Annotated in this window: 22 protein-coding genes, 1 other RNA gene and 1 pseudogene; 5 read left to right on the top strand and 19 right to left on the bottom strand. The window is 45.1% G+C overall.

Going from position 1 to position 18,837, the window contains the following annotated elements:
* Window positions 1–4 precede the first annotated feature (4 nt).
* From B6A14_RS10395 to dnaX, 10 genes and pseudogenes are all read right to left on the bottom strand, one after another.
* Window positions 5–454: a TolC family protein gene (locus B6A14_RS10395; RefSeq protein WP_236635688.1), complete on the bottom strand. Its 450-nt coding sequence runs from the start codon at window positions 452–454 to the stop codon at window positions 5–7.
* Window positions 348–1,517, bottom strand: a complete 1,170-nt coding sequence (locus B6A14_RS06915; protein WP_236635687.1) for a TolC family protein — start codon at window positions 1,515–1,517, stop codon at window positions 348–350. Before B6A14_RS06915 ends, B6A14_RS10395 begins: the two co-directional genes overlap by 107 nt.
* Window positions 1,518–1,707: 190 nt before the next feature.
* Window positions 1,708–3,123, bottom strand: a complete 1,416-nt coding sequence (locus B6A14_RS06910) for a carbohydrate porin (RefSeq protein WP_087909759.1) — start codon at window positions 3,121–3,123, stop codon at window positions 1,708–1,710.
* Window positions 3,124–3,366: 243 nt separating this feature from the next.
* A complete protein-coding gene (locus tag B6A14_RS06905; RefSeq protein ID WP_087909758.1) occupies window positions 3,367–3,585 on the bottom strand; it encodes a TA system antitoxin ParD family protein in 219 nt (72 codons plus the stop codon).
* 1 nt (window position 3,586) lies between these two features.
* Window positions 3,587–3,733 (bottom strand): annotated as a pseudogene (gene recR / locus B6A14_RS10580) (recombination mediator RecR); the annotation flags it as partial.
* The gene (locus B6A14_RS10505; protein ID WP_330831799.1) at window positions 3,711–3,947 is read right to left on the bottom strand and encodes a HepT-like ribonuclease domain-containing protein; all 237 of its coding nucleotides are present in this window, start codon (window positions 3,945–3,947) and stop codon (window positions 3,711–3,713) included. The pseudogene recR (B6A14_RS10580) and the gene B6A14_RS10505, both read right to left, overlap by 23 nt.
* Window positions 3,948–4,075: 128 nt before the next feature.
* Window positions 4,076–4,366 (bottom strand): nucleotidyltransferase family protein, encoded by a 291-nt coding sequence (locus B6A14_RS06895; protein WP_087909757.1) that lies wholly within the window; start codon window positions 4,364–4,366, stop codon window positions 4,076–4,078.
* A gap of 110 nt (window positions 4,367–4,476) precedes the next feature.
* Window positions 4,477–5,091 carry a recombination mediator RecR gene (gene recR, locus B6A14_RS06890; protein ID WP_087909756.1) on the bottom strand — a complete coding sequence of 205 codons (615 nt, stop codon included), beginning with the start codon at window positions 5,089–5,091 and terminating at the stop codon, window positions 4,477–4,479.
* A 22-nt stretch (window positions 5,092–5,113) separates the two neighbouring features.
* Window positions 5,114–5,437, bottom strand: a complete 324-nt coding sequence (locus B6A14_RS06885) for a YbaB/EbfC family nucleoid-associated protein (RefSeq protein ID WP_072582156.1) — start codon at window positions 5,435–5,437, stop codon at window positions 5,114–5,116.
* 65 nt (window positions 5,438–5,502) lie between these two features.
* Window positions 5,503–7,155 carry a DNA polymerase III subunit gamma/tau gene (dnaX, locus tag B6A14_RS06880; RefSeq protein WP_087909755.1) on the bottom strand — a complete coding sequence of 551 codons (1,653 nt, stop codon included), beginning with the start codon at window positions 7,153–7,155 and terminating at the stop codon, window positions 5,503–5,505.
* A gap of 32 nt (window positions 7,156–7,187) precedes the next feature.
* Between dnaX and ffs the strand changes: the two genes are divergently transcribed.
* An RNA gene (ffs, locus tag B6A14_RS06875) (signal recognition particle sRNA small type) lies at window positions 7,188–7,286 on the top strand.
* Between the two features lie 119 nt (window positions 7,287–7,405).
* On the opposite strand, the gene B6A14_RS06870 is transcribed toward ffs, so the two are convergent.
* The 3 genes from B6A14_RS06870 to B6A14_RS06860 all read right to left on the bottom strand — a co-directional run bounded on the left by B6A14_RS06870 (window position 7,406) and on the right by B6A14_RS06860 (window position 10,489).
* On the bottom strand, window positions 7,406–7,813 hold the full coding sequence (locus B6A14_RS06870) for a surface-adhesin E family protein (protein ID WP_087909754.1): 408 nt from the start codon (window positions 7,811–7,813) through the stop codon (window positions 7,406–7,408).
* A 451-nt stretch (window positions 7,814–8,264) separates the two neighbouring features.
* Window positions 8,265–9,242: a sulfurtransferase gene (locus tag B6A14_RS06865; RefSeq protein ID WP_087909753.1), complete on the bottom strand. Its 978-nt coding sequence runs from the start codon at window positions 9,240–9,242 to the stop codon at window positions 8,265–8,267.
* Between the two features lie 71 nt (window positions 9,243–9,313).
* Window positions 9,314–10,489 carry an FAD-dependent oxidoreductase gene (locus B6A14_RS06860; RefSeq protein WP_087909752.1) on the bottom strand — a complete coding sequence of 392 codons (1,176 nt, stop codon included), beginning with the start codon at window positions 10,487–10,489 and terminating at the stop codon, window positions 9,314–9,316.
* A 166-nt stretch (window positions 10,490–10,655) separates the two neighbouring features.
* Here B6A14_RS06860 and B6A14_RS06855 point away from each other — a divergent pair, with 166 nt between their 5' ends.
* On the top strand, window positions 10,656–11,315 hold the full coding sequence (locus B6A14_RS06855; RefSeq protein WP_087909751.1) for a putative quorum-sensing-regulated virulence factor: 660 nt from the start codon (window positions 10,656–10,658) through the stop codon (window positions 11,313–11,315).
* Between the two features lie 57 nt (window positions 11,316–11,372).
* Here B6A14_RS06855 and B6A14_RS06850 read toward each other — a convergent pair whose 3' ends face one another.
* Entirely contained in the window at window positions 11,373–12,770 is a 1,398-nt protein-coding gene (locus B6A14_RS06850; RefSeq protein ID WP_087909750.1) for an FAD-binding oxidoreductase, read from the bottom strand.
* 163 nt (window positions 12,771–12,933) lie between these two features.
* Between B6A14_RS06850 and B6A14_RS06845 the strand changes: the two genes are divergently transcribed.
* On the top strand, window positions 12,934–13,401 hold the full coding sequence (locus B6A14_RS06845; RefSeq protein WP_087909749.1) for an MEKHLA domain-containing protein: 468 nt from the start codon (window positions 12,934–12,936) through the stop codon (window positions 13,399–13,401).
* Here the strand turns inward: B6A14_RS06845 and B6A14_RS10575 are convergent.
* From B6A14_RS10575 to B6A14_RS06825, 5 genes are all read right to left on the bottom strand, one after another.
* Window positions 13,382–13,687: a YkgJ family cysteine cluster protein gene (locus tag B6A14_RS10575; protein ID WP_407947077.1), complete on the bottom strand. Its 306-nt coding sequence runs from the start codon at window positions 13,685–13,687 to the stop codon at window positions 13,382–13,384. The two genes, B6A14_RS06845 and B6A14_RS10575, sit on opposite strands and share 20 nt — an antisense overlap.
* Before the next feature lie 92 nt (window positions 13,688–13,779).
* Entirely contained in the window at window positions 13,780–14,322 is a 543-nt protein-coding gene (locus B6A14_RS06835; RefSeq protein ID WP_087909747.1) for a TIGR00645 family protein, read from the bottom strand.
* Window positions 14,323–14,464: 142 nt separating this feature from the next.
* A complete protein-coding gene (locus B6A14_RS10320) occupies window positions 14,465–14,608 on the bottom strand; it encodes a hypothetical protein (protein ID WP_201721488.1) in 144 nt (47 codons plus the stop codon).
* A 144-nt stretch (window positions 14,609–14,752) separates the two neighbouring features.
* Window positions 14,753–16,063: a Y-family DNA polymerase gene (locus B6A14_RS06830; RefSeq protein ID WP_087909746.1), complete on the bottom strand. Its 1,311-nt coding sequence runs from the start codon at window positions 16,061–16,063 to the stop codon at window positions 14,753–14,755.
* Window positions 16,063–16,563, bottom strand: coding sequence for a LexA family protein (locus B6A14_RS06825; protein ID WP_087909745.1), 501 nt, complete (start codon window positions 16,561–16,563; stop codon window positions 16,063–16,065). The genes B6A14_RS06830 and B6A14_RS06825 overlap by 1 nt, the downstream gene beginning before the upstream one ends.
* Before the next feature lie 214 nt (window positions 16,564–16,777).
* Between B6A14_RS06825 and B6A14_RS06820 the strand changes: the two genes are divergently transcribed.
* On the top strand, window positions 16,778–17,845 hold the full coding sequence (locus B6A14_RS06820; RefSeq protein ID WP_087909744.1) for a tartrate dehydrogenase: 1,068 nt from the start codon (window positions 16,778–16,780) through the stop codon (window positions 17,843–17,845).
* Complete coding sequence (locus B6A14_RS06815; protein ID WP_087909743.1) at window positions 17,842–18,804, top strand: tripartite tricarboxylate transporter substrate binding protein; 963 nt, start codon at window positions 17,842–17,844, stop codon at window positions 18,802–18,804. Before B6A14_RS06820 ends, B6A14_RS06815 begins: the two co-directional genes overlap by 4 nt.
* The last annotated feature ends 33 nt before the right edge of the window (window positions 18,805–18,837 follow it).

Genomic DNA, 18,837 nt, shown 5'->3' with positions numbered 1-18,837 from the left:
CTCCTTAAAAAGGCTCTTTGCCTGCAGAAACCATTAATACTGCTTGCGCTTGCAATAGATTACTCTCCGCTTGCGCCAATGCAATCTCTAAGTTACGCAATTGAGTTTGCGCAGTCAATAAATCATTAAACCCTTGACCATTATTCGAGTACTGGGTCAGGCCCACCTTATAGGCAGCATCCGCCTGGGGCACTTGGCGGTCTTTTAAGAATTGGGTTTGGCTCTTAGCCTGCTCATAGGTGGCATAGGCTGTATTGACGGCCAATACAATTTGCTGACGATTAGAGATATTGCCAGCCTCAGCGGCCGCTTGATTACGTTGCGCCTGCTCTACCCCATACTTTTCTTTAGTAAAGAAATACAGCGGAATGATGAGATCTAATTCGAACTGATAAAACATCGCACCGTTGTTGGCAGAAAATGGTCCACGCGGAGTGTAGGAAGAACCAATCACCTGAAAGTCTGGAAGGTAGGCTTTTTTTGGCTAAGTCAACCCCCTTACGTGCAGCGTCGAGTTGTAGGGCTGAACTTTTTAAAGTAGGATGACTCGATTCTGCATAGTCTTCCAACTCCACTAAAGTAGGCACACTACTCGTGGCGCGGCGCACATCACCACGAAGAACTAACTTCTCTCGAGAATGACGGCCCACTAAAGTATTGATATTGTTCAAAGCAACTTGCAATTGACGCTCAACATTGAACTGATCAGCTTGGGCTGCACTTTGCGCCACTTGTGCGTTGAGGTATTCGACATATGCTGCGGCATTATTGGCGTAGCGTGCTTTAGCAACATTCTTGACCATCTCTAGGCGCATGACAGACTCTTTCAGAACCTGAAGCTGCTTCTGAGCCGCTAGCGCGTTGTAGTACAGGGTTGAGAGCTGTGCGCCCAATTGCAAATAAGTAGATTCAGAGCTTGCTAGGAGCGCTTCTGCATTGGTATTCGCAATATCCGCTGCCAAACTCCTCTTTCCAGGAAACTGAAATGGTTGCGCAACCGAAATAGCGTTATTGCTACTGATGCCATTAGGATTAGCAGCTGATGGTGCATTTGCACCACCTAAAGCAAATGGTGAATTGACTGGCATACCTGACCATACCAATCCAACTTGTGGATTCGCTGGTGCAGCAATCTGCGGCACGGTTGCCTTGGCAGATAAATAGGACTCACGCAATGAAGACAATTGTGGGTTATTCAGTTTTAACTCACTCCACAGTTGACGCAAATCCATTTCCGTTGGTCCGGATGAAATCGGTTTGGTATAAATCTTGGGTGTATTTGCTTTGGTAACTGGCGCAAATAATTCTGCTGCTTTTGGGCTTTGGTCTTGGCTACTGAGTTGCGTACCAATGGATGGTGGCGCTGTTAAAGAGGAGTCACTAGATTGCACAGTGACGCTGGCAGGAGCACTCTGACCACCTTGCGCAAAAGCAGAAATCGCAAAAGTTACCATTGCATATGCTGCAATGCTTTTGAGTAAATTTGCTACGTCTCTCTTACGTATGCCGTAAATCAACAAATGCGGCTACCTCTAAATCTATATAAATGCTATTTTTATAGCCCCTGATGCAGATTTAGATCCTAGAAATACCCATTTCAGGGGGCTTTTAGAGATTATAGGTGACTAAAGCCAAAAGTCTAAAAATTAGGAATAGCTATCTTATTGATTCTAAAGAAAATAATTAAAAGCTGGAACGACAGAACGCTTAAAACTCAGCGTGGATCCTGAAAGACAAGATGTTTAAAGGGCCGCGGGCAGCGTTATATGCAGGATTATTGATATGCTGAAAGTTCAAACCAGCGAGCACATTCTTAATCACCATGGCGTTGTAATACACCTCGCCAATTCTTTCTGGTCGATAGGATATTGTCTGGCCTGCACCAGCATAGTCACCAATAAAGTAAGAGACACCTCCAGCTTGTAAATACCCTCTTCTAAAACTCGAGAGTCCGTTTTGCATCATGGAGATGCCAATAGTGTCGCTCGGACGTTTCCAGCTTGTGCCATTCATACCCATACCAACCGAGATTGAGTTATCTGCTTCAGTGAATGACATCGTTTCAGTATGACCATCAGATGTGAATGCACGACCATAGATCCCTAGATCTTTTGTCAAGGCCTGCTCACCATGAATACCAACACCGGTTTTATATTGATAATTGCTGCGCACATTATTAATCGCTTGCGTACCTTGGGCATTATTAGCAACTACATAATTGGTTGCATCAGAAAAACGCGCCAGAATCATTCTGTTGCGATAAGCAAGCACACTGACCTTGCCAGGAAGGTCGGCAATATTGTGTTGCCGCTCAACTTCAATTTGGTCACCATAAGTATTAAAGATTTGCCAATTGAGATCACGGCCATTGGGATTTTTCGGTGCGAGCATACGAGAGGCTCGCAAGACCCAATTTTCTAGATACCATTCGCCCGCTAGGCCAGTACTGTAGCCGCGCGCATCAGCAGCGTAGTCATAGGCCAAGTAGGTCATATTGCCCCAGTTCATAAACTGAATGCGTGGATCTTTAGCGTAACGACTATCGTCAAAAATATCTAAAGTAGAAAACTGTCCGGCAGTCACAACAACACGATTACTGCTTACAGTTTGTGTAATTTGGTTAGCCTCATTCTCAAGAACAACTTTGTCGCCCTCTTGATTAAATGTCTGGCGTACAAAAGCACGTGCAGAATAAAATTTAGCTTGTGCTCCAGTAGCCTTACTACCTTCACCGTTGGTAAAGCCACCCAAACCCACTAAACCAGAGAAAGGCACACCAGAGATCACTTCGGGATTGAAATAGATATCGGTATCGGGTGCCACGCGAGCACCAAAGAATAAAGTGCCCGACCAGGTATAGCTCATGGAGTTCTGAGCATTCAAACTATTCGGACCAGAATAGCTGGATGTGAAATTGTTGTAACGCTGATTAATATAAGTAGTCTGACCGTGTATGTTTACTGGCAATCCAAAGAGTTCACCCTCTGTTGGAAAATCCTGGATAGGTGATGCAAAAGTCGCAATTTGGTCCGAGCCCGAGCCCGCCTTCTGCGCGAACGCGGTTGCTCCGAGGAAAGTGCAAATAATGCTCAACAGGAGGGGTAGATAAAACTTGCGGGTCATTCACAATTTCTAATTGGGATGCCAGTGCAATGCAATAGCAAGGTGCCGATAGGAAAAACTAGGCAAACACAGCTTGAGATTGAAGCCCAAGGGTGGTGCAGACCAAATTATCCCCAAAAAGGAGTAATTTACCTAGTCTTTATGGCAATGGAATGACAGATTAGTGATTGGGGCTTGATGCACAGGGGATGGCACTGTGCTCTGAAAACAACTTACTGGGTACTCAAGGGATATTTAGACAGGCTACCCAAAACGAAATTGGCTTAACTTATTGAGATTCATCTCTGCTCTACTTGCCAAAATATCCTGGATCATATCGACTTGTAGATCAGGATTGTCTTCACATGCCTTGCCTAGACGGGCCCAATACTCAACCTGCTCAGAGATGGTTCTTTTTGTAATACCCGAGGCAGAATTCGCATCATCAATTAATGACTCTGACAACTCGATAGAAACCAGCATGTTAGCGGCGATCCATCAAAGCTCTAGCCAAGGTTCCCGCATCAACATACTTAAGCTCACCACCTACCGGAATACCGTGTGCGATACGGGTGAAATGGGTAGTAGCTTCGCCCACACATCGCAACTTATTCAAGGCTAGGATTTGCTTCGATTAACTGAACTATCTGATCTTCCAAAACTGGGAGATTGATTTCGATGGTTTTCCAAATAATTGGCAAATCAACCTTAAAGTAACCATGAGCTAAAGCGTTGCGCATTTCATAGGCAATCATTAGCGGAAGTTCGGGATGAGCGGCCGCATATTCAGGAAAGGATCGTTCTATATTTTTACTTGCCTCTCCAATCACCTCAAAATTACGTATGACTGCATCTTGAATTCATTGACTCTTTAGAAAACCAAGCTCATCAATATCACTGCAATATTCTTGAATTCGTTTAATTGCTAGAAGAATATGTCTTAAGTAATCCTGCAGCCTCTGCGGGTCACGACTCATATTGCCAGAGCTTGAGAGATCACTACATTACGAAAATGATCTGGCAAAGCATTAGGCGTCAAAACATCTACTGGCACACCTAACAATTGCTTTAATTTATGTCTAATGCTGCCAATATCAAACAAGGTGGTATCGGCGCTGGGATCAATCAATATATCCAAGTCGCTACCATCTATATCGGTACTAGTGGCTACCGAACCGAAAACGCGGGCATTACTTGCGTGATGCGCTTCAACAATGGAGCGAATCTCAGCACGATGGGCATTCATGGCGATAGATGGTTTCATAACTCAGATTATCCAAAGATTTGGCCTAGATATCAATATATGCTGTATTTACTTAGTTTTATGAGGTTTTTTTGGAAAAGAACCTGCACTCATAGAGCTGCAATCGATATTTAGCGGCGATCCATTAAAGCTCTAGCCAAGGTTCCCGCATCAACATACTCAAGCTCACCACCTACCGGAATACCGCGTGCAATACGGGTGACCTTAATACCTTTAGCTTTGAGAACCTCGCCAATATAGTGGGCAGTGGCCTCACCTTCACTCGTGAAGTTAGTTGCCAGTACTACTTCCCGAATCGGTACACCGGTATCAGGATTTTCAATCCGAGTAAGTAAGCGATCAAAATGAATTTCATTTGGACCCATACCATCAAGTGGAGACAAACGGCCCATGAGTACAAAGTAGTTTCCTTTGAAACTTAAGGTCTGCTCTACCATCACTTGATCAGCAGGTGTCTCCACAATGCATAGCAAGGAAGGATCACGACGCTCATCAGAGCAGGTGCTACAGATTTGGGTTTCTGAGAATGTATTGCAACGAGCACAGTGGCCAACTGTCTCTACCGCTTCGCCCAATGATTGGGCCAGCACTGCAGCACCATTACGATCATGCTGTAATAGATAAAACGCCATACGCTGAGCAGACTTAGGCCCCACTCCTGGCAGCACGCGCAATGCCTCGATCAAACGACCGAGTGCATCAACAGGTACTTCTATGCGTGCCATTAAATAATGAACGATTAGTGAATTAAAACGGCAACTTAAAGCCAGGGGGCATCGGCATGCCAGCAGTTGCACCAGACATCATTTGTGCACTAGCGGCTTCGACTTGCTTAAAGGCTTCTGTGTAAGCAGTAACGATTAAATCTTCGAGCATCTCGCGATCATCCATTGCGCCTGGATCAATTTGTACACGCTTCAGTTCGTATTTACCAGAGATGGTTACCTTAACTAAGCCACCAGCAGCTTGGCCAGTCACTTCTAACGCAGCTAATTCAGCTTGCGCAGTTTTCATTTTCTCTTGCATCTGCTGAGCCTGTTTCATGAGGCCAGCAAGTCCACCTTTCATCATCGCTTTATTCCTTAGTGCTTGTGTTGATTATTTATAAATAGCTGAATTTAAATTAAAGAGGTGCATTAGAGTGGTTTAACAGAGCCGCCGACTACCTTAGCACCAAACTCTTTTTCTAATTGCTGAATAAAGGGATCAGCTGCAATCATCTGCTCAGCATTCATTCTTTTCTCTTGATGAATCTGCGCATCTACCTTGGCTACTGTCTTGCCCTCTACTTCACCTTTTTCAATCACAATCTTGACTGGCTTACCAAAGTGAGCAGTCAGTGCATCAGCCAAGCGCGCAACGGAAGCCTCAGAAGCTAGCTGCGGCATTGGTGTAACGATAGTTGCACGTACTCCCACTGCTGAATCATTCCAATCTTGCAACTCTGTCTGAAAAGCTAACTGCTGCACTAAGCCTTTAACCGGCAATTGACGCATCAAGCCATGCCAATCAGGACGCTGTGCTGAATTACCAGCTGGAGCGGAAGCAACCGGTGCGGCTGATTTAGCAGCAGGCGCAGATGCGGCTGGAGATGTTTTGGCAGCTGGGGCTGGTGCAGTCGCTGGACGTGCTGTATTTGCTGGTGGTGCTGTTGGAGTTGATGGCGCTGGGGCAGAGCCTCCTCCACCACTGCCTGGACGAAATGCCAACATGCGTAATAGCGTCATCGCAAAGCCAGTTTGCTCATCTGGTGCAAGTGATAAGTCAGGACGACTAGTAATGGTGATTTGGTAGAAGAGTTGCGCTTCTTCTTTAGTGAGCTGCGTGGCCAAGCGACGAATCTCGCCTGCTTCTGGCCAATCATCCAATACCGATTCTGGAACAACTTGCGCTGCTGCAATTTTTTGCAACAAGCTGGATAGATCTTGAAGCGCCAATGAGAAAGACATGCTGCGCTCACCCATTTCATTTGCTACTGACAAGAGGCTTGCACCATCTTTTGCAATTAAGCAATCCAGAATGCGGATCAGATAAGCATCATCTAATGTGCCGAGCATGCCACGCACAGATTCTTCAGTAACCTTGCCAGCAGCGTATGCAATGGCTTGATCTGTTAATGACAAAGCATCGCGCATGGAGCCTTGAGCTGCTTTAGCCAAAACACGCAAGGCATTCACTTCGCAGTCGACCTTTTCTGCTGCGAGTACTTTTTCTAAATGCTCAACGATGAGTGGTACTGGCATTTGCTTAAGATTGAACTGCAAGCAACGCGACAGAATCGTTACTGGAATCTTTTGTGGATCAGTGGTCGCCAGAATAAATTTAACGTGCTCTGGAGGCTCTTCCAGAGTCTTTAGCATGGCATTAAAAGCATGATTGGTGAGCATGTGCACCTCGTCAATCATGTATACCTTGTAGCGCGCATTGCTTGGTGCATAGGCTGCTTTTTCTAGGAGCGCAGCAATGTCATCAACGCCACGATTACTGGCGGCATCCATCTCGATGTAGTCAACAAAGCGACCGGCATCGATTTCCATACAAGCTGGGCATTTTCCGCAGGGCTCTGAAGTCATCTTGCCGGAACCATCAGCTCCAGTGCAATTAAGTGCTTTAGCCATAATTCGGGCGATAGTAGTCTTACCTACCCCACGGGTGCCCGTAAAGAGCCAGGCATGGTGCAGGCGACCCTGATCCAAAGCATGCGTTAGAGCCTTAAACACATGGTCTTGTCCTACTAATTGCGAGAACGTTTTAGGGCGCCACGAACGGGCTAATGCTAAGGCTGTCATGTTCTCCATTCTAACAAGCTAAAATGGAATCGGATGGGCCTCCCCGCATGGTGGGTTGGATAACCTGGTCAGGTCGGGAACGAAGCAGCCAAACCCAATTTCTGCCAGTGCCGGGGGTTTGGCTCATCCACCTTTCCCACCTTATCCGCCTTGCCCATCCTAATCACCAGACCCCCTGGTCGATCCCCCTGGCCTACCCCGCTTCTCTAGTCCCAAAGATGGATGGTGCTAATGCAATTAAGTAGTGCTTTTACAGCGAAAATCCACACCCTAGATTTAAAAGATTGTCATTCCAACTTCCAGGAGCAGGAGTAGAACCAAATTCATCACGCAAAGGAAACCTCCCAAGTAAAGAGCCCTGAAGATCTGCTTGTGAGTAAAAAGCTTCCGCAAGTGCAAATATTCTTTTGCCGGAGCAATCTAGTCGCACTTCAGTTGCTTTGGATAAATACGTTTTAGAACCATAAGCTTGCGGTTGATTAAAGTTCTCTACATACATTAAGGATGCAGATGAGCCATTTCTGACAATGGAATACGTCTCCAAATAAAGACTGCCGTCTCCGACATATCCAGGCACAGCCTGTAAGTAGGCATGGGCATTTTGAATGCCTAGCACTTGGTAAATCAAAATCAATAATCCTGCCAAAATCTTATTCATAAAGCCATCTCTTTGGATTGAAATATTAGGTAGCACCACAAATTATTTATAGATTACTTGAATTTCAAAGGGTGCATCTTGAATTATGGAAAGCTGTTGTTAAATCAGACCTATCGATAGTGTTTGCACATCCCTAAATATCAAAGAGGGCAATCTTAGAATATCTTCAGGACTCTAAAAATTCCCCAAATCACCCAAATAATCACCAAAACAAGGACGGTTCGCGCATCCAAGGAAATTCTGAATAGTTGCAGTTGTTTATGAGAACACTCAATAGAAACTCGCAAAGCCTACTCCCTTCTATATAGAAGATTTCAGCGTAGAGCCTTCAGATTGCAATAGCGATGGATTTTTGATGATTTAAACGTAGGAATAAGGCGAGCATTCCCAACGATTACAAAGCATTCAAGAATGATCAAAAATGCTGCAGGAGATCTTCAAAAAATCCGTATTAGTTATTTTTATTTTTCAGGGCTTCTTCTAGCTGATTAATTTTATTTTGCATTGCAGTCATCTTTGCGTTGAGTGCGCCTACATTTAAGAAGGTTTCATCGGCCACGGGTGCTTTCAGGTTATTACCCCACCCTAGCCATGCTGAGTCGTAAACTTTGACTTTCTTAAAGCCTAAGGTTTTTAACACGACTGCTGTTTCTGCTGCACGCACACCACTTTGGCAATACACCACGGTCTCCTTGTCGGGATCGAGATTGGCATACAGCCTCTTGAGATCTGTTTGATTTTTCAGGGCCATACCGGAGTTATCCGAAACTTGTTTTTTGCGTAACTTAATAGCAGTTGCTGGATCTTGCCAATTATCCTCATAGGGAATATTGACAGAATTCGGAATATGCCCACCCCGAATGGCTCGAACGTCTTTACCCGTAAATTCATCGGGCGTTCTCGTATCAATAATTTGCGCAGACTTAGATTGGACAATCTTCAGCATTTCCTCATTGCTAACGACCAACTGAGGCTGAGCTATAAGCACTACAGATACTGGCTCTAAAGTTTGGCGCTCCTTTTGAATTGGCAAACCCGCCTGCTTCCAGCCGTCAATACCATCATGGTAAATCTGCGCGTTTTTTCCGCCAAAATAGTTAATGGTGTACAGGCCAAAATAAGCATATGGATTACCGCGTGCACCATAGACCACAATATCCCGATTCACATCCAATCCAGCACTGTTAAAAAGCTTTTGGATCTGCTCTGTAGGAATGTAGTCTTCCTTATTCGGGTCACGCAGTACGCTACCAACCTCGCCGATATTGACTGCTCCCGGGATATGGCCCTCTAAGTAACTCTTTTCATCGCGTACATCCCAAATAATCGCGCCTCGAGCAAGCGCCTGCTGCATCTGCTCAGTCTGAATAATGGTCGTTTTTTGCTGGGCAAATGCCATCGAAAAAATAGACGCTAAGACGATAGCCATTAATGATCTCAATGTACTTCCTTTTTAAAATGGATTGATGCAATTACAAGAGGGTTCACATCAGAATAGCATTAACTGACGCCATAGAATTTCTTTGCACCCTCAAGCAGAAGTTCAAATTCTTTTAGGTTGGGCGTATTCGGATTGCCGCCTTCAACAAAAGTTCCGCCTACCACACCAAAATCTTGTGGTCCTGCATTGGCTAAACGCTTAGGGAAGATATAGAACGAACGCTTTACCTTTTGATTCGCCTCAGTACTTCCCTCTCCAAAGTAAACCAAAATCATGTAATTCAAGTTCTGTGGGATTTGATTCTTGAGCATGATCAAGTGCCCTTGTACAGGAATCACTTTAGAGTCGTTTGCAAGTTGACTGGAGCCTAAGCCACTGCAATTAAAAATAAATCTTTGCGACAAATCGGCAAAAGAATTAATTTTCTTTTTCACAATAGGAATATTGTGTGCACTCATGTATTTATGCAGCTCAACCATCAGAATGGCGGTATCCATATAAATACCATCATCATATGCCACCATTTTTCGAGTCGTACCATTACCAAAGTCGAGCACAACTTCTTTTGCAGGCTGCATTACTTTTCCAACATAGGGCTCTAAACCCGATTCCTCACGATCATTAAAGTAGGTGGGGACAATGATGGCGCCGCCCTTTAAGTCACTATTTTTATTTTTGGCAATGCTGTCATAAAAACGATAGGCATCTATACCAATTTGATCGATGGTAGCCTGCATGTCTGGAGCATTATCCATGGAGACTGGTGCTAATAAACCGCCAGCATTATGCGATGTTAGTGAGTCTACGCGATCAGCATAGATCGTGATATTGCGATAACCCCGTTTATTTAAGTCATAGGCAGTAAAAAGCCCAATGACACCAGCGCCAATAATTGCAATTGGTGTTAATTTATTTGATAAGGCATCACTATATTTAGAGTTAATCATCAAAGAGTTGACGTAACTTGCAGAGCCAGGCCCTAAAGTCCAACCGCTACCACCGTGACCATAATTATGTGCAACGACTTTATTGCCGTTTTGTACTACGCTTAAATTTGGTGAGCCATGACGCATGGGTCGATAGCACAATATTTTCTGACCCAAATAGGCTTCATCCAAATTGGGTGGAATAATTTTTCGAACTTCAGGGGCGCTTGATAAAGCCTCATTACTGGCAATGGTTGCAACTCCGATTGCTGTGGTTTTTAAAAATTTACGACGGGACTCTTGCGTCATGGCTAGCTTTCCATATGAGTGATATTTTTTAGGACTCCATTACTTTAAATACTTCGAATTACTACCCCAATAGGGCAAAACCCCCTGTATTTTTTGAAATTATTGCATGCTCTTATGACATTGCAAGGCACAATAACCTTGTCCGTTAAATCTCATAAAGCCACTCATGACACAAGCTATTATTTTTGATGTAGAAGCAACCGATAAGAACGATGCGGTCATTATTGAGGCAGCCTCTCTCGATGTCATCTCCCTCAATCCATTTGGGGTTAGTAACCCATGGGTACAGCGTTACAACCCAGGAAAACCCATTAGCTTGGGTGCGCTAGCCACCCATCACATCATGGATGAAGAGCTGGTGAACTGTCCCGCGAGTAGTTCTTTTAGACTACCCGCTGGCACTAAGTATCTAATAGGTCATAACATTGATTTTGACTGGGTGGCTATTGGCAGTCCAGACGTCAAACGTATTTGCACTTTGGCGCTGGCGCGTAGCCTTTGGCCCAATCTTGATAGCCATACTCAAAGCGCTCTCCTTTATCATTTTGAGCGCGATACCGCCCGCGATCAATTGCGCAATGCCCATAGCGCTTTAGCCGATGTGTGGATCTGCTCCAAAATTGTGAAGCAGATTATTGATCAATTACGCCCCGTTTCCTTAGATGCTTTGTGGGAAATGTCTGAGAAAGCCCGCATTCCGACGGTTATGCCCTACGGCAAACACAAAGGCGAACTAATTAGCCAGGTTCCAAGCGATTACAAGCAATGGTTATTACGGCAAGACAATGTTTCTGGATACTTACGTAAGGCCTTAGAAGCTAAATAAATAGCTGCTGGCATTGTTTGCTGCTGGTGAGCCATCGTCATGATGGCTTTTGCCCAATTAGACCCTGATCATTTTTCCGGGATTGAGAATATTCTTAGGGTCTAAGGCTTGCTTAATAGTGCGCATGACATCAATAGCGGCAGCACCATGCTCATCGACTAAAAAATCGATTTTATGCATGCCTACTCCATGCTCGCCAGTGCAAGTTCCTCCAAGACGTAATGCGCGCTGTACGATTGCGGCATTTAAACGCTCCGCCTCCTGAAAATCTTCTGGCTTATCAGGATCAATCACTAGCAGAACATGGTAATTACCATCGCCTACATGGCCTAAAATGGGTGCCTTAATCCAAGACCCATCTAAGTCCTTGCGTGTTTCATCAATACACTGCGCCAATTTAGAAATGGGCACACACACATCGGTATTGATAATTCGGCAACCCGCTTGCAACTGCAAGCAAGCAAAGTAGGCATTGTGACGAGCATGCCATAGGCGAGCTCTGTCTTCTGGGTGTATCGCCCACTCAAAATCTTGGCCTCCATGAGTCTTTACAATCTCTTGGGCATGTTGCGCCTGCTCTTGAACTGAGTGCGGTGAGCCAATGAATTCAAAAAACAGTGTGGGCGATGGCTTGAGAGAGAGCTTGCTGTGCTGATTGATTGCTGCAATTGCCAATTCATCCACTAGCTCGACCCTAGCAACAGGGATACCCATCTGAATGACTTCAATGACTGCATTGACAGCTTCGGTAACACTTGAAAAACTGCAGATAGCTGCCGCAATCTCTTCTGGCTGAGGATAGATCTTTAACGTAATCTCAGTAATGATCCCCAAAGTACCTTCGCTGCCTACAAAAAGTCTGGTTAAGTCATAACCAGCAGAAGATTTTTTTGCTTGAGTGCCTGTGCGAATAATCTCGCCTGATGCTGTAACAACCGTGAGCGCCAAAACATTTTCACGCATCGTTCCATAGCGTACTGCATTAGTACCTGAGGCACGCGTAGCGCACATTCCACCGATAGAGGCATCGGCTCCAGGATCTACAGGAAAGAAATAACCCGTATCCTTGAGTTCAGCATTGAGTTGCTTACGTCTCACTGCAGGCTCTACTGTAACCATCATGTCTTCTGGATGAATTGCTATCACGCGATTCATATTATTGAGATCAAGAGCAATACCTCCATGGATCGGCAAAATATGCCCCTCCAAAGAGGTTCCGGCACCAAAAGGAATAATCGGAACCTCAAAGCGATCACATATCTTTACTAAGGCAGCCACCTCCTCTGTGGTATTCGCAAAGACGACTGCTTGTGGAGCTAATAGTGGATAAGGAGATTCGTCGCGACCGTGATGATCCAATATTGGAGGGGAGATGCTAAACCGCTCGCCAAAGAGTGCTTTAATCTCAGCAGCACAATCTGCTGGAATTTCTTTTAAAAGAGTTTTGGTTAACATTATCAATACACCTTAAAAATACAATATCCTCATTCTGATCCACTCTTGATTCAATGTGTGGCTTGCCCTGCTCATCACCCACTTCCTAATTCACTGAATCAGGCGGACCATCTACATATCTTGTACCATATTTCACATGGTAACCGCCCTTTAAGCAAGCAAAATGCTCGACAGAACTGCCCCAGCCAAAATCAATGGTTTTCGCCAAGATCTCGCCATGCTGATCAATCATCATTTTCAGCAATTACTCGGTAGACCCCTTTTAAACGCTGCTGACTCTGATATTAGAGCACTTTTATACAAAGCCCCATTTGCCGTTCTTGCACATGATGATGAAGCGGAGCCTATCTTTTTTTACGCGAACCTAAAAGCCCAAGAAATTTTTGAAATGCATTGGGACGAATTCACCAAATTACCCTCTAAGTTATCTGCCGAGCCAATCAACCAAGCACAGCGACAAGAATTGCTAGAAAAGGTTAGTGCGCAGGGCTATATCGACAACTATTCAGGGACCAGAATTTCTAAAACAGGCAAACGTTTTCATATTGAAAATGCAATTGTTTGGAATTTATACGATATCAATAACAAGAGGATCGGCCAAGCGGCTACTTTTAACCTAGTGATCGCCTAGACTTTGCTATCTGCTGCAACTTTTGGCAATCCGGATTAAGTGATCCATCCTCGTTAATGATATTAAATTCTCTGCAAGGACTAGGACGTCTTTCATAAATTGAGCAGCGCCACCCCTCTTCAGTTGTATGTTTAAGGGCTATACAGGGTGCCCCACCCTTCTCCGTACCCTTCATGCAAGCCAAGTGGTCCGTGAGTTTCATTGTGAGCTCCCCAGGAACCACTCCAGTGCCATTACTGGCAATTTCTCCATGGTAAAAACTCACACGGAAGTGCTGACAGCACATGCCGCATTCAAAGCAGGGATTGGTAGTCATGATGGAGCTACTTCACAAGAATTTAGGGCTCTATAACTAGGTTGCCCAATCTTTTCTAGTCTTTAGTGTGGCTTATGGGCGGCTGTCACTATTTTTTCGGTATAGGCAATAGCAAGAGCAGACAAGACAAAGGTCACATGAATGAGGGTTTGCCACATCAAGGTTTTTTCATCATAAGACGCCGCATTAATAAACGTCTTCAGCAAATGAATCGATGAAATACCAATGATGGCGGTTGCCAACTTCACCTTGAGAACGCCAGCATTCACATGAGACAACCACTCTGGCTGATCAGGATGATTTTGCAACTCTAAGCGCGAAACAAAAGTCTCCCAACCACCAACAATCACCATCACTAATAAATTTGAGATCATGACTACATCGATCAGGCCTAAGACCACCAACATTAAGCCAGTCTCTGTCATGCTCTTATTGGCCATCATCTGAATGAGATGTACTAGCTCAATCCAAAACTGCCAGACGTATACACCCTGCGCTACGATGAGACCAAGATATAAGGGCGCTTGTAACCAGCGGGACATAAATATCCAACGCGGCAATGGACGCAATTTTTTATCTAGATAGGTTTGCTTGTCTTCAGTCATATTTGAATATTAACGAACTTTATGGCTTTGTGATTGTACTCAAACCCTTAAATGAATTAGGGGAATAAGAGGTCCGTGATCCCCCTATTCCCCGCAAAAACCGGCTACAACAACTGATTTTTAATTTGACCGCTTGTATCCCTTACTGGGATCTGCGATTAAATGCCTGTTTTGTGGCACTTTCATGACGCTTGGTATTTTTCAATACTGCGCAATACGACAGGATCATGATCACTGCCAATGAGATGCCATTAAAGTTATTCATCAAGTTACTAATTGTGTTCATTTGCTTCTCCTCTTATGTCATTGAGTTACTGCTTTTAGTTACCACTACGAATTCAGAATAATTGACTTAAAGCTCACGAAATGAGCTTGTAAAAAATCATTGGTTTTGCTGTTGTTTTTTTCTTTATTTTTCATCTCTAGCGCCCTAGCTCACGACCGGTAACTCATCCCACTTGGTGGTGTAGTTCGGTGATTTATTGCTTGATCTCATTTGCCATGCTTGCTTGGTACCGTTAGTTCCTGCAGCCGCAGATCGAATCGCTGCATTACCAAAGCGAGTATTGATCTCATCCATCGCTTTCATGAGATGTGCTGATTTGCCTTTACTTTCCATATCCTCAAAGAGTGATTGCTGTACTGTTGGCTTATCACCAATCAGATTCAGAATGACGCCTGCTTTCTTGTATCGAAAGTGAGGTTGATAGATTTGCTTTAGACCTTCTAGCGCTGCATTGGTTAAGGTCAGCGTGTCATCGCTAGGGTCAACCAATGGAATCGTGATGCTTTGATGGTGCTGTGGCTCGTGTTGCTTAAAGGGGTTTGTCTGAATAAATACTGTGAGCGCGCCCGTAATGCTGTTTTGGGTTCTGAGTTTTTCAGCTGCGCGCGCTGCATGAGTGGCAACGGATTGCGCTAGCTCTACTTGACTGGTCACTAGCTTTCCAAAACTGCGTGAGGCAATAATTTGTTGTTTGGCGGGGGCTACTTCCTCTAACTGCAAGCAAGAAGTACCGCGCAACTCATAGCAAAGGCGCTCCATCACGACACCAAACTGTTGGCGCATTGCTTGTGGTGAAGCTTGCAACAGATCAAACACGCTCTGAATGTTTTGGGCTTTGAGTTTTTTGGCGATTTGTCTGCCAACGCCCCACACCTCACCCACTTCAGTCTCACTCATCCACTGATATAGCTCTGGTTTTGCCATAGCATTCACATCACATACGCCAGCGAACTGCTGGTGTTTTTTGGCTAAATGATTAGCTAATTTAGCTAAAGTCTTGCTCGCACCAATGCCGACACAAACTGGTAAGCCAGTGGTGTCTTTCACTTGCTGCTTGATCTTTTGTCCCAGCTCAATCGTGTCTTGGTATTGCTTTAAGACAGTCTCAATTTGCAGAAAACTCTCATCGATGCTGTAAACCTCGAGGTTGGGCGTAAAGCCTCTGAGCACCTGGACTACGCGACTACTCATATCGCCATATAAGGTGTAGTTCGATGAGCAAGCCTTGATGCCGTGCTTCTTAGCCAACGCTTGTATCTGAAACCAAGGCGTTCCCATTTTTACGCCCAATGCTTTGACTTCAGCACTACGCGCTACTGCACAACCATCATTGTTCGAGAGCACCACCATTGGCACTTCTTCTAACTTTGGCTGGAATACGCGCTCACAAGAAACGTAGAAGTTATTGACATCCACTAAGGCGAACAATGTGTTTGATGGTGAATGTGCACTCATCACTTGCTCCCCTTGTTATATCTTGTGCTCGCATTGCTGTACTTGCGCACTACCCCAACAACCACGCCCCAGATTTGCAACTCACTACCCTCATTAAAGGTAATGGCTTGATAGTTCGGGTTTTCTGCTTGGAGTTCAACGCGGCCGCGCAATTGATAAAGACGCTTGATGGTGTATTCACCATCGACTACCGCGACCACGATATCTTTGTGTTTTGGTTTGAGAGCCTTATCAACCACTACCTTGTCGCCATCACAAATCCCCGCGCCCAGCATGGAGTCCCCCTTCACGGTAAACATGAAGGTAGCTGGCTTGTTCTGAACCAGGTAATGGTTTAGATCTAGGCCATCCTCGGCGTAATCTGCCGCTGGACTAGGGAATCCAGCCGAAATCCGGTGGCTTAGGAGTTTGAGCTCATAGGCAGCAAAATGGCCTGCCAAGGCTTGTGGGGCTTGGCTAAGGCTTGCTTTGGCGGGGTTCATTTGCTGCGTCATAGTCATTAATATACTGTATGTTTATACAGTATATGTAAAAATCGTAAAAATGAAGCTGTTTTTGTTGTTTTGATGCCTTTTGGGTGCTTTTTGGGGGCGGCTACTAGCCGTAAACCCCAAGTTCACCCCACCTCTATTCAGTAGCAATGGATTGCATAATGGCTTTAGAAGTTATTGCTGCATTGACCAAAGTAACTCAGATAAAAACAGTAGGAGACAAATGAAGACGTACAAGATAGCGTCGATTCCAGGCGATGGAATTGGCAAGGAAGTGATTCCTGAATGCGAGAAGGTGTTAACTGCCTTAAGCAAAAAACATCCTGAAGTCGCTTTTCAGTTTGAGCACTTTGATTGGGGTGGCGATTACTACCGCAAGCACGGCATCATGATGCCCGACGATGGCCTTGAACCTTTGCGCTCTAAAGATGCCATCTTGTTTGGTTCAGCTGGTGATCCAAAAATTCCGGATCACATTACTTTGTGGGGTTTGCGCTTAAAGATTTGCCAAGGCTTTGATCAATATGCGAACGTGCGCCCTACTCGCATCCTTCCTGGCATTGAAACCCCTCTGCGCAATTGCAAACCTGGTCAACTCGATTGGGTCATCGTGCGCGAGAACTCCGAAGGTGAATACTCTGGCGTAGGCGGTAGAGCGCACCAAGGTCACCCCATTGAAGTAGCTTCTGACATGAGCATCATGACTCGCGTTGGCGTTGAGCGTGTACAGCGTTTTGCCTTTAAGTTAGCGCAGTCGCGTCCTCGTAAGCACCTCACTGTCATCACCAAATCCAATGCCCAGCGTCATGGCATGGTGATGTGGGATGAAATCGCCAATATTGTTGCTAAAGATTTTCCGGATGTTACTTGGGATAAAGAATTAGTAGATGCGGCAACAGCGCGCATGGTCAATCGCCCTGAATCTTTAGATACCATTGTGGCTACCAACTTGCATGCAGATGTGCTGAGTGATTTAGCTGCAGCGCTTGCAGGCAGTCTAGGCATTGCACCAACTGCCAACCTGGATCCAGAGCGCCGCTATCCATCGATGTTTGAGCCCATTCATGGCTCTGCTTTTGACATTATGGGTAAGGGTCTTGCCAATCCCATTGGCACCTTCTGGTCAGCAGTCATGATGCTCGACTTCTTGGGCGAAAAAGCACTCGGAGCCAAGCTCATGGCCGCCATTGAAAAAGTCACCGCCAATCCTAAATTACATACTCGTGATTTAGGCGGCACAGCCATGATGAGTGATGTCACTAACGCAGTAATTGAGGAGATTTCTAAATGAAGCGATTTAAATTTCTGGGTGTTTTACTAGGCGCCTGTTTCATTTCTATTGGATTGCTGTCAGGAGCGAGCGCTCAGCCATTTCCAGATAAAACGATTCAGTACATCATCCCTTTTCCACCAGCTGGCGAGTCTGATTTAGTGGCACGCTATCAAGCAGATATTTCTGCCAAGAAATTCAAGCAGCCTATGGTGGTCATGAATCGTGCTGGTGCTGGTGGCGCATTAGTCTGGAGCGCCCTCAATACTTATCCAGCCGATGGCACTACAGTAGTAGGCGTCAATATTCCGCACACAATCTTGCAGCCACTGCAAGAAGGTATTCAGTACAAGACTGAAGACATTAATGCGATCTACTACTACCACTTCACTCCCGATGCTTTGATGGTCTCTGCTGATAGTCCTTACAAGACCTATCAAGAATTTATTGCTGCGGCCAAGAAAGATCCAGGCAAGATGTCTTTGGCAGGTTCGGCTCAGTTCTCAGCCAATCACATGGCTGTTGAGCGTCTCAATAAATTGGCTGGTGTCAAAATCAATTACGTTCCCTTTAAAGGCACGGGTGATTTGATTACGGCTTTGATTGGTATGCACGTTGATGGCGCCATGGGCTATCTGCCATTAGCCATTCAACAAAAAGGTAAGGTGCGTACCCTGGCGATTGCTACTGAGAAGCGTAATCCTGCCCTTCCAGACGTGCCAACTTTTAAAGAGTTAGGCCTGAACTGGGTAGACGGCGCCTATCGTGGCGTTGCTGTACCTAAAGCTACCCCACTAGTGCTGCAACAGAAGCTATCTGACTACTTCGCACAACTCAATGCAGATCCTGAAACTAAGAAGAAGTTAGAGGACTCTGGATTTGTGATTGTGGATGTACCTTTGGCAAAAATGCCAGCCTTCATGAAAGAGAAAACAGCCCAAGCCATGGAAGATGCCAAAAACGCAGGGATGATTAAGTAAGGCTTTTGAATTCTGCTCTTTATTTTTCTTTTG

Origin of the sequence: Polynucleobacter hirudinilacicola, from assembly GCF_002192535.1 — a bacterium.
Taxonomy (GTDB): domain Bacteria; phylum Pseudomonadota; class Gammaproteobacteria; order Burkholderiales; family Burkholderiaceae; genus Polynucleobacter; species Polynucleobacter hirudinilacicola.
This window is presented reverse-complemented; position numbering and strand designations above follow the sequence as displayed.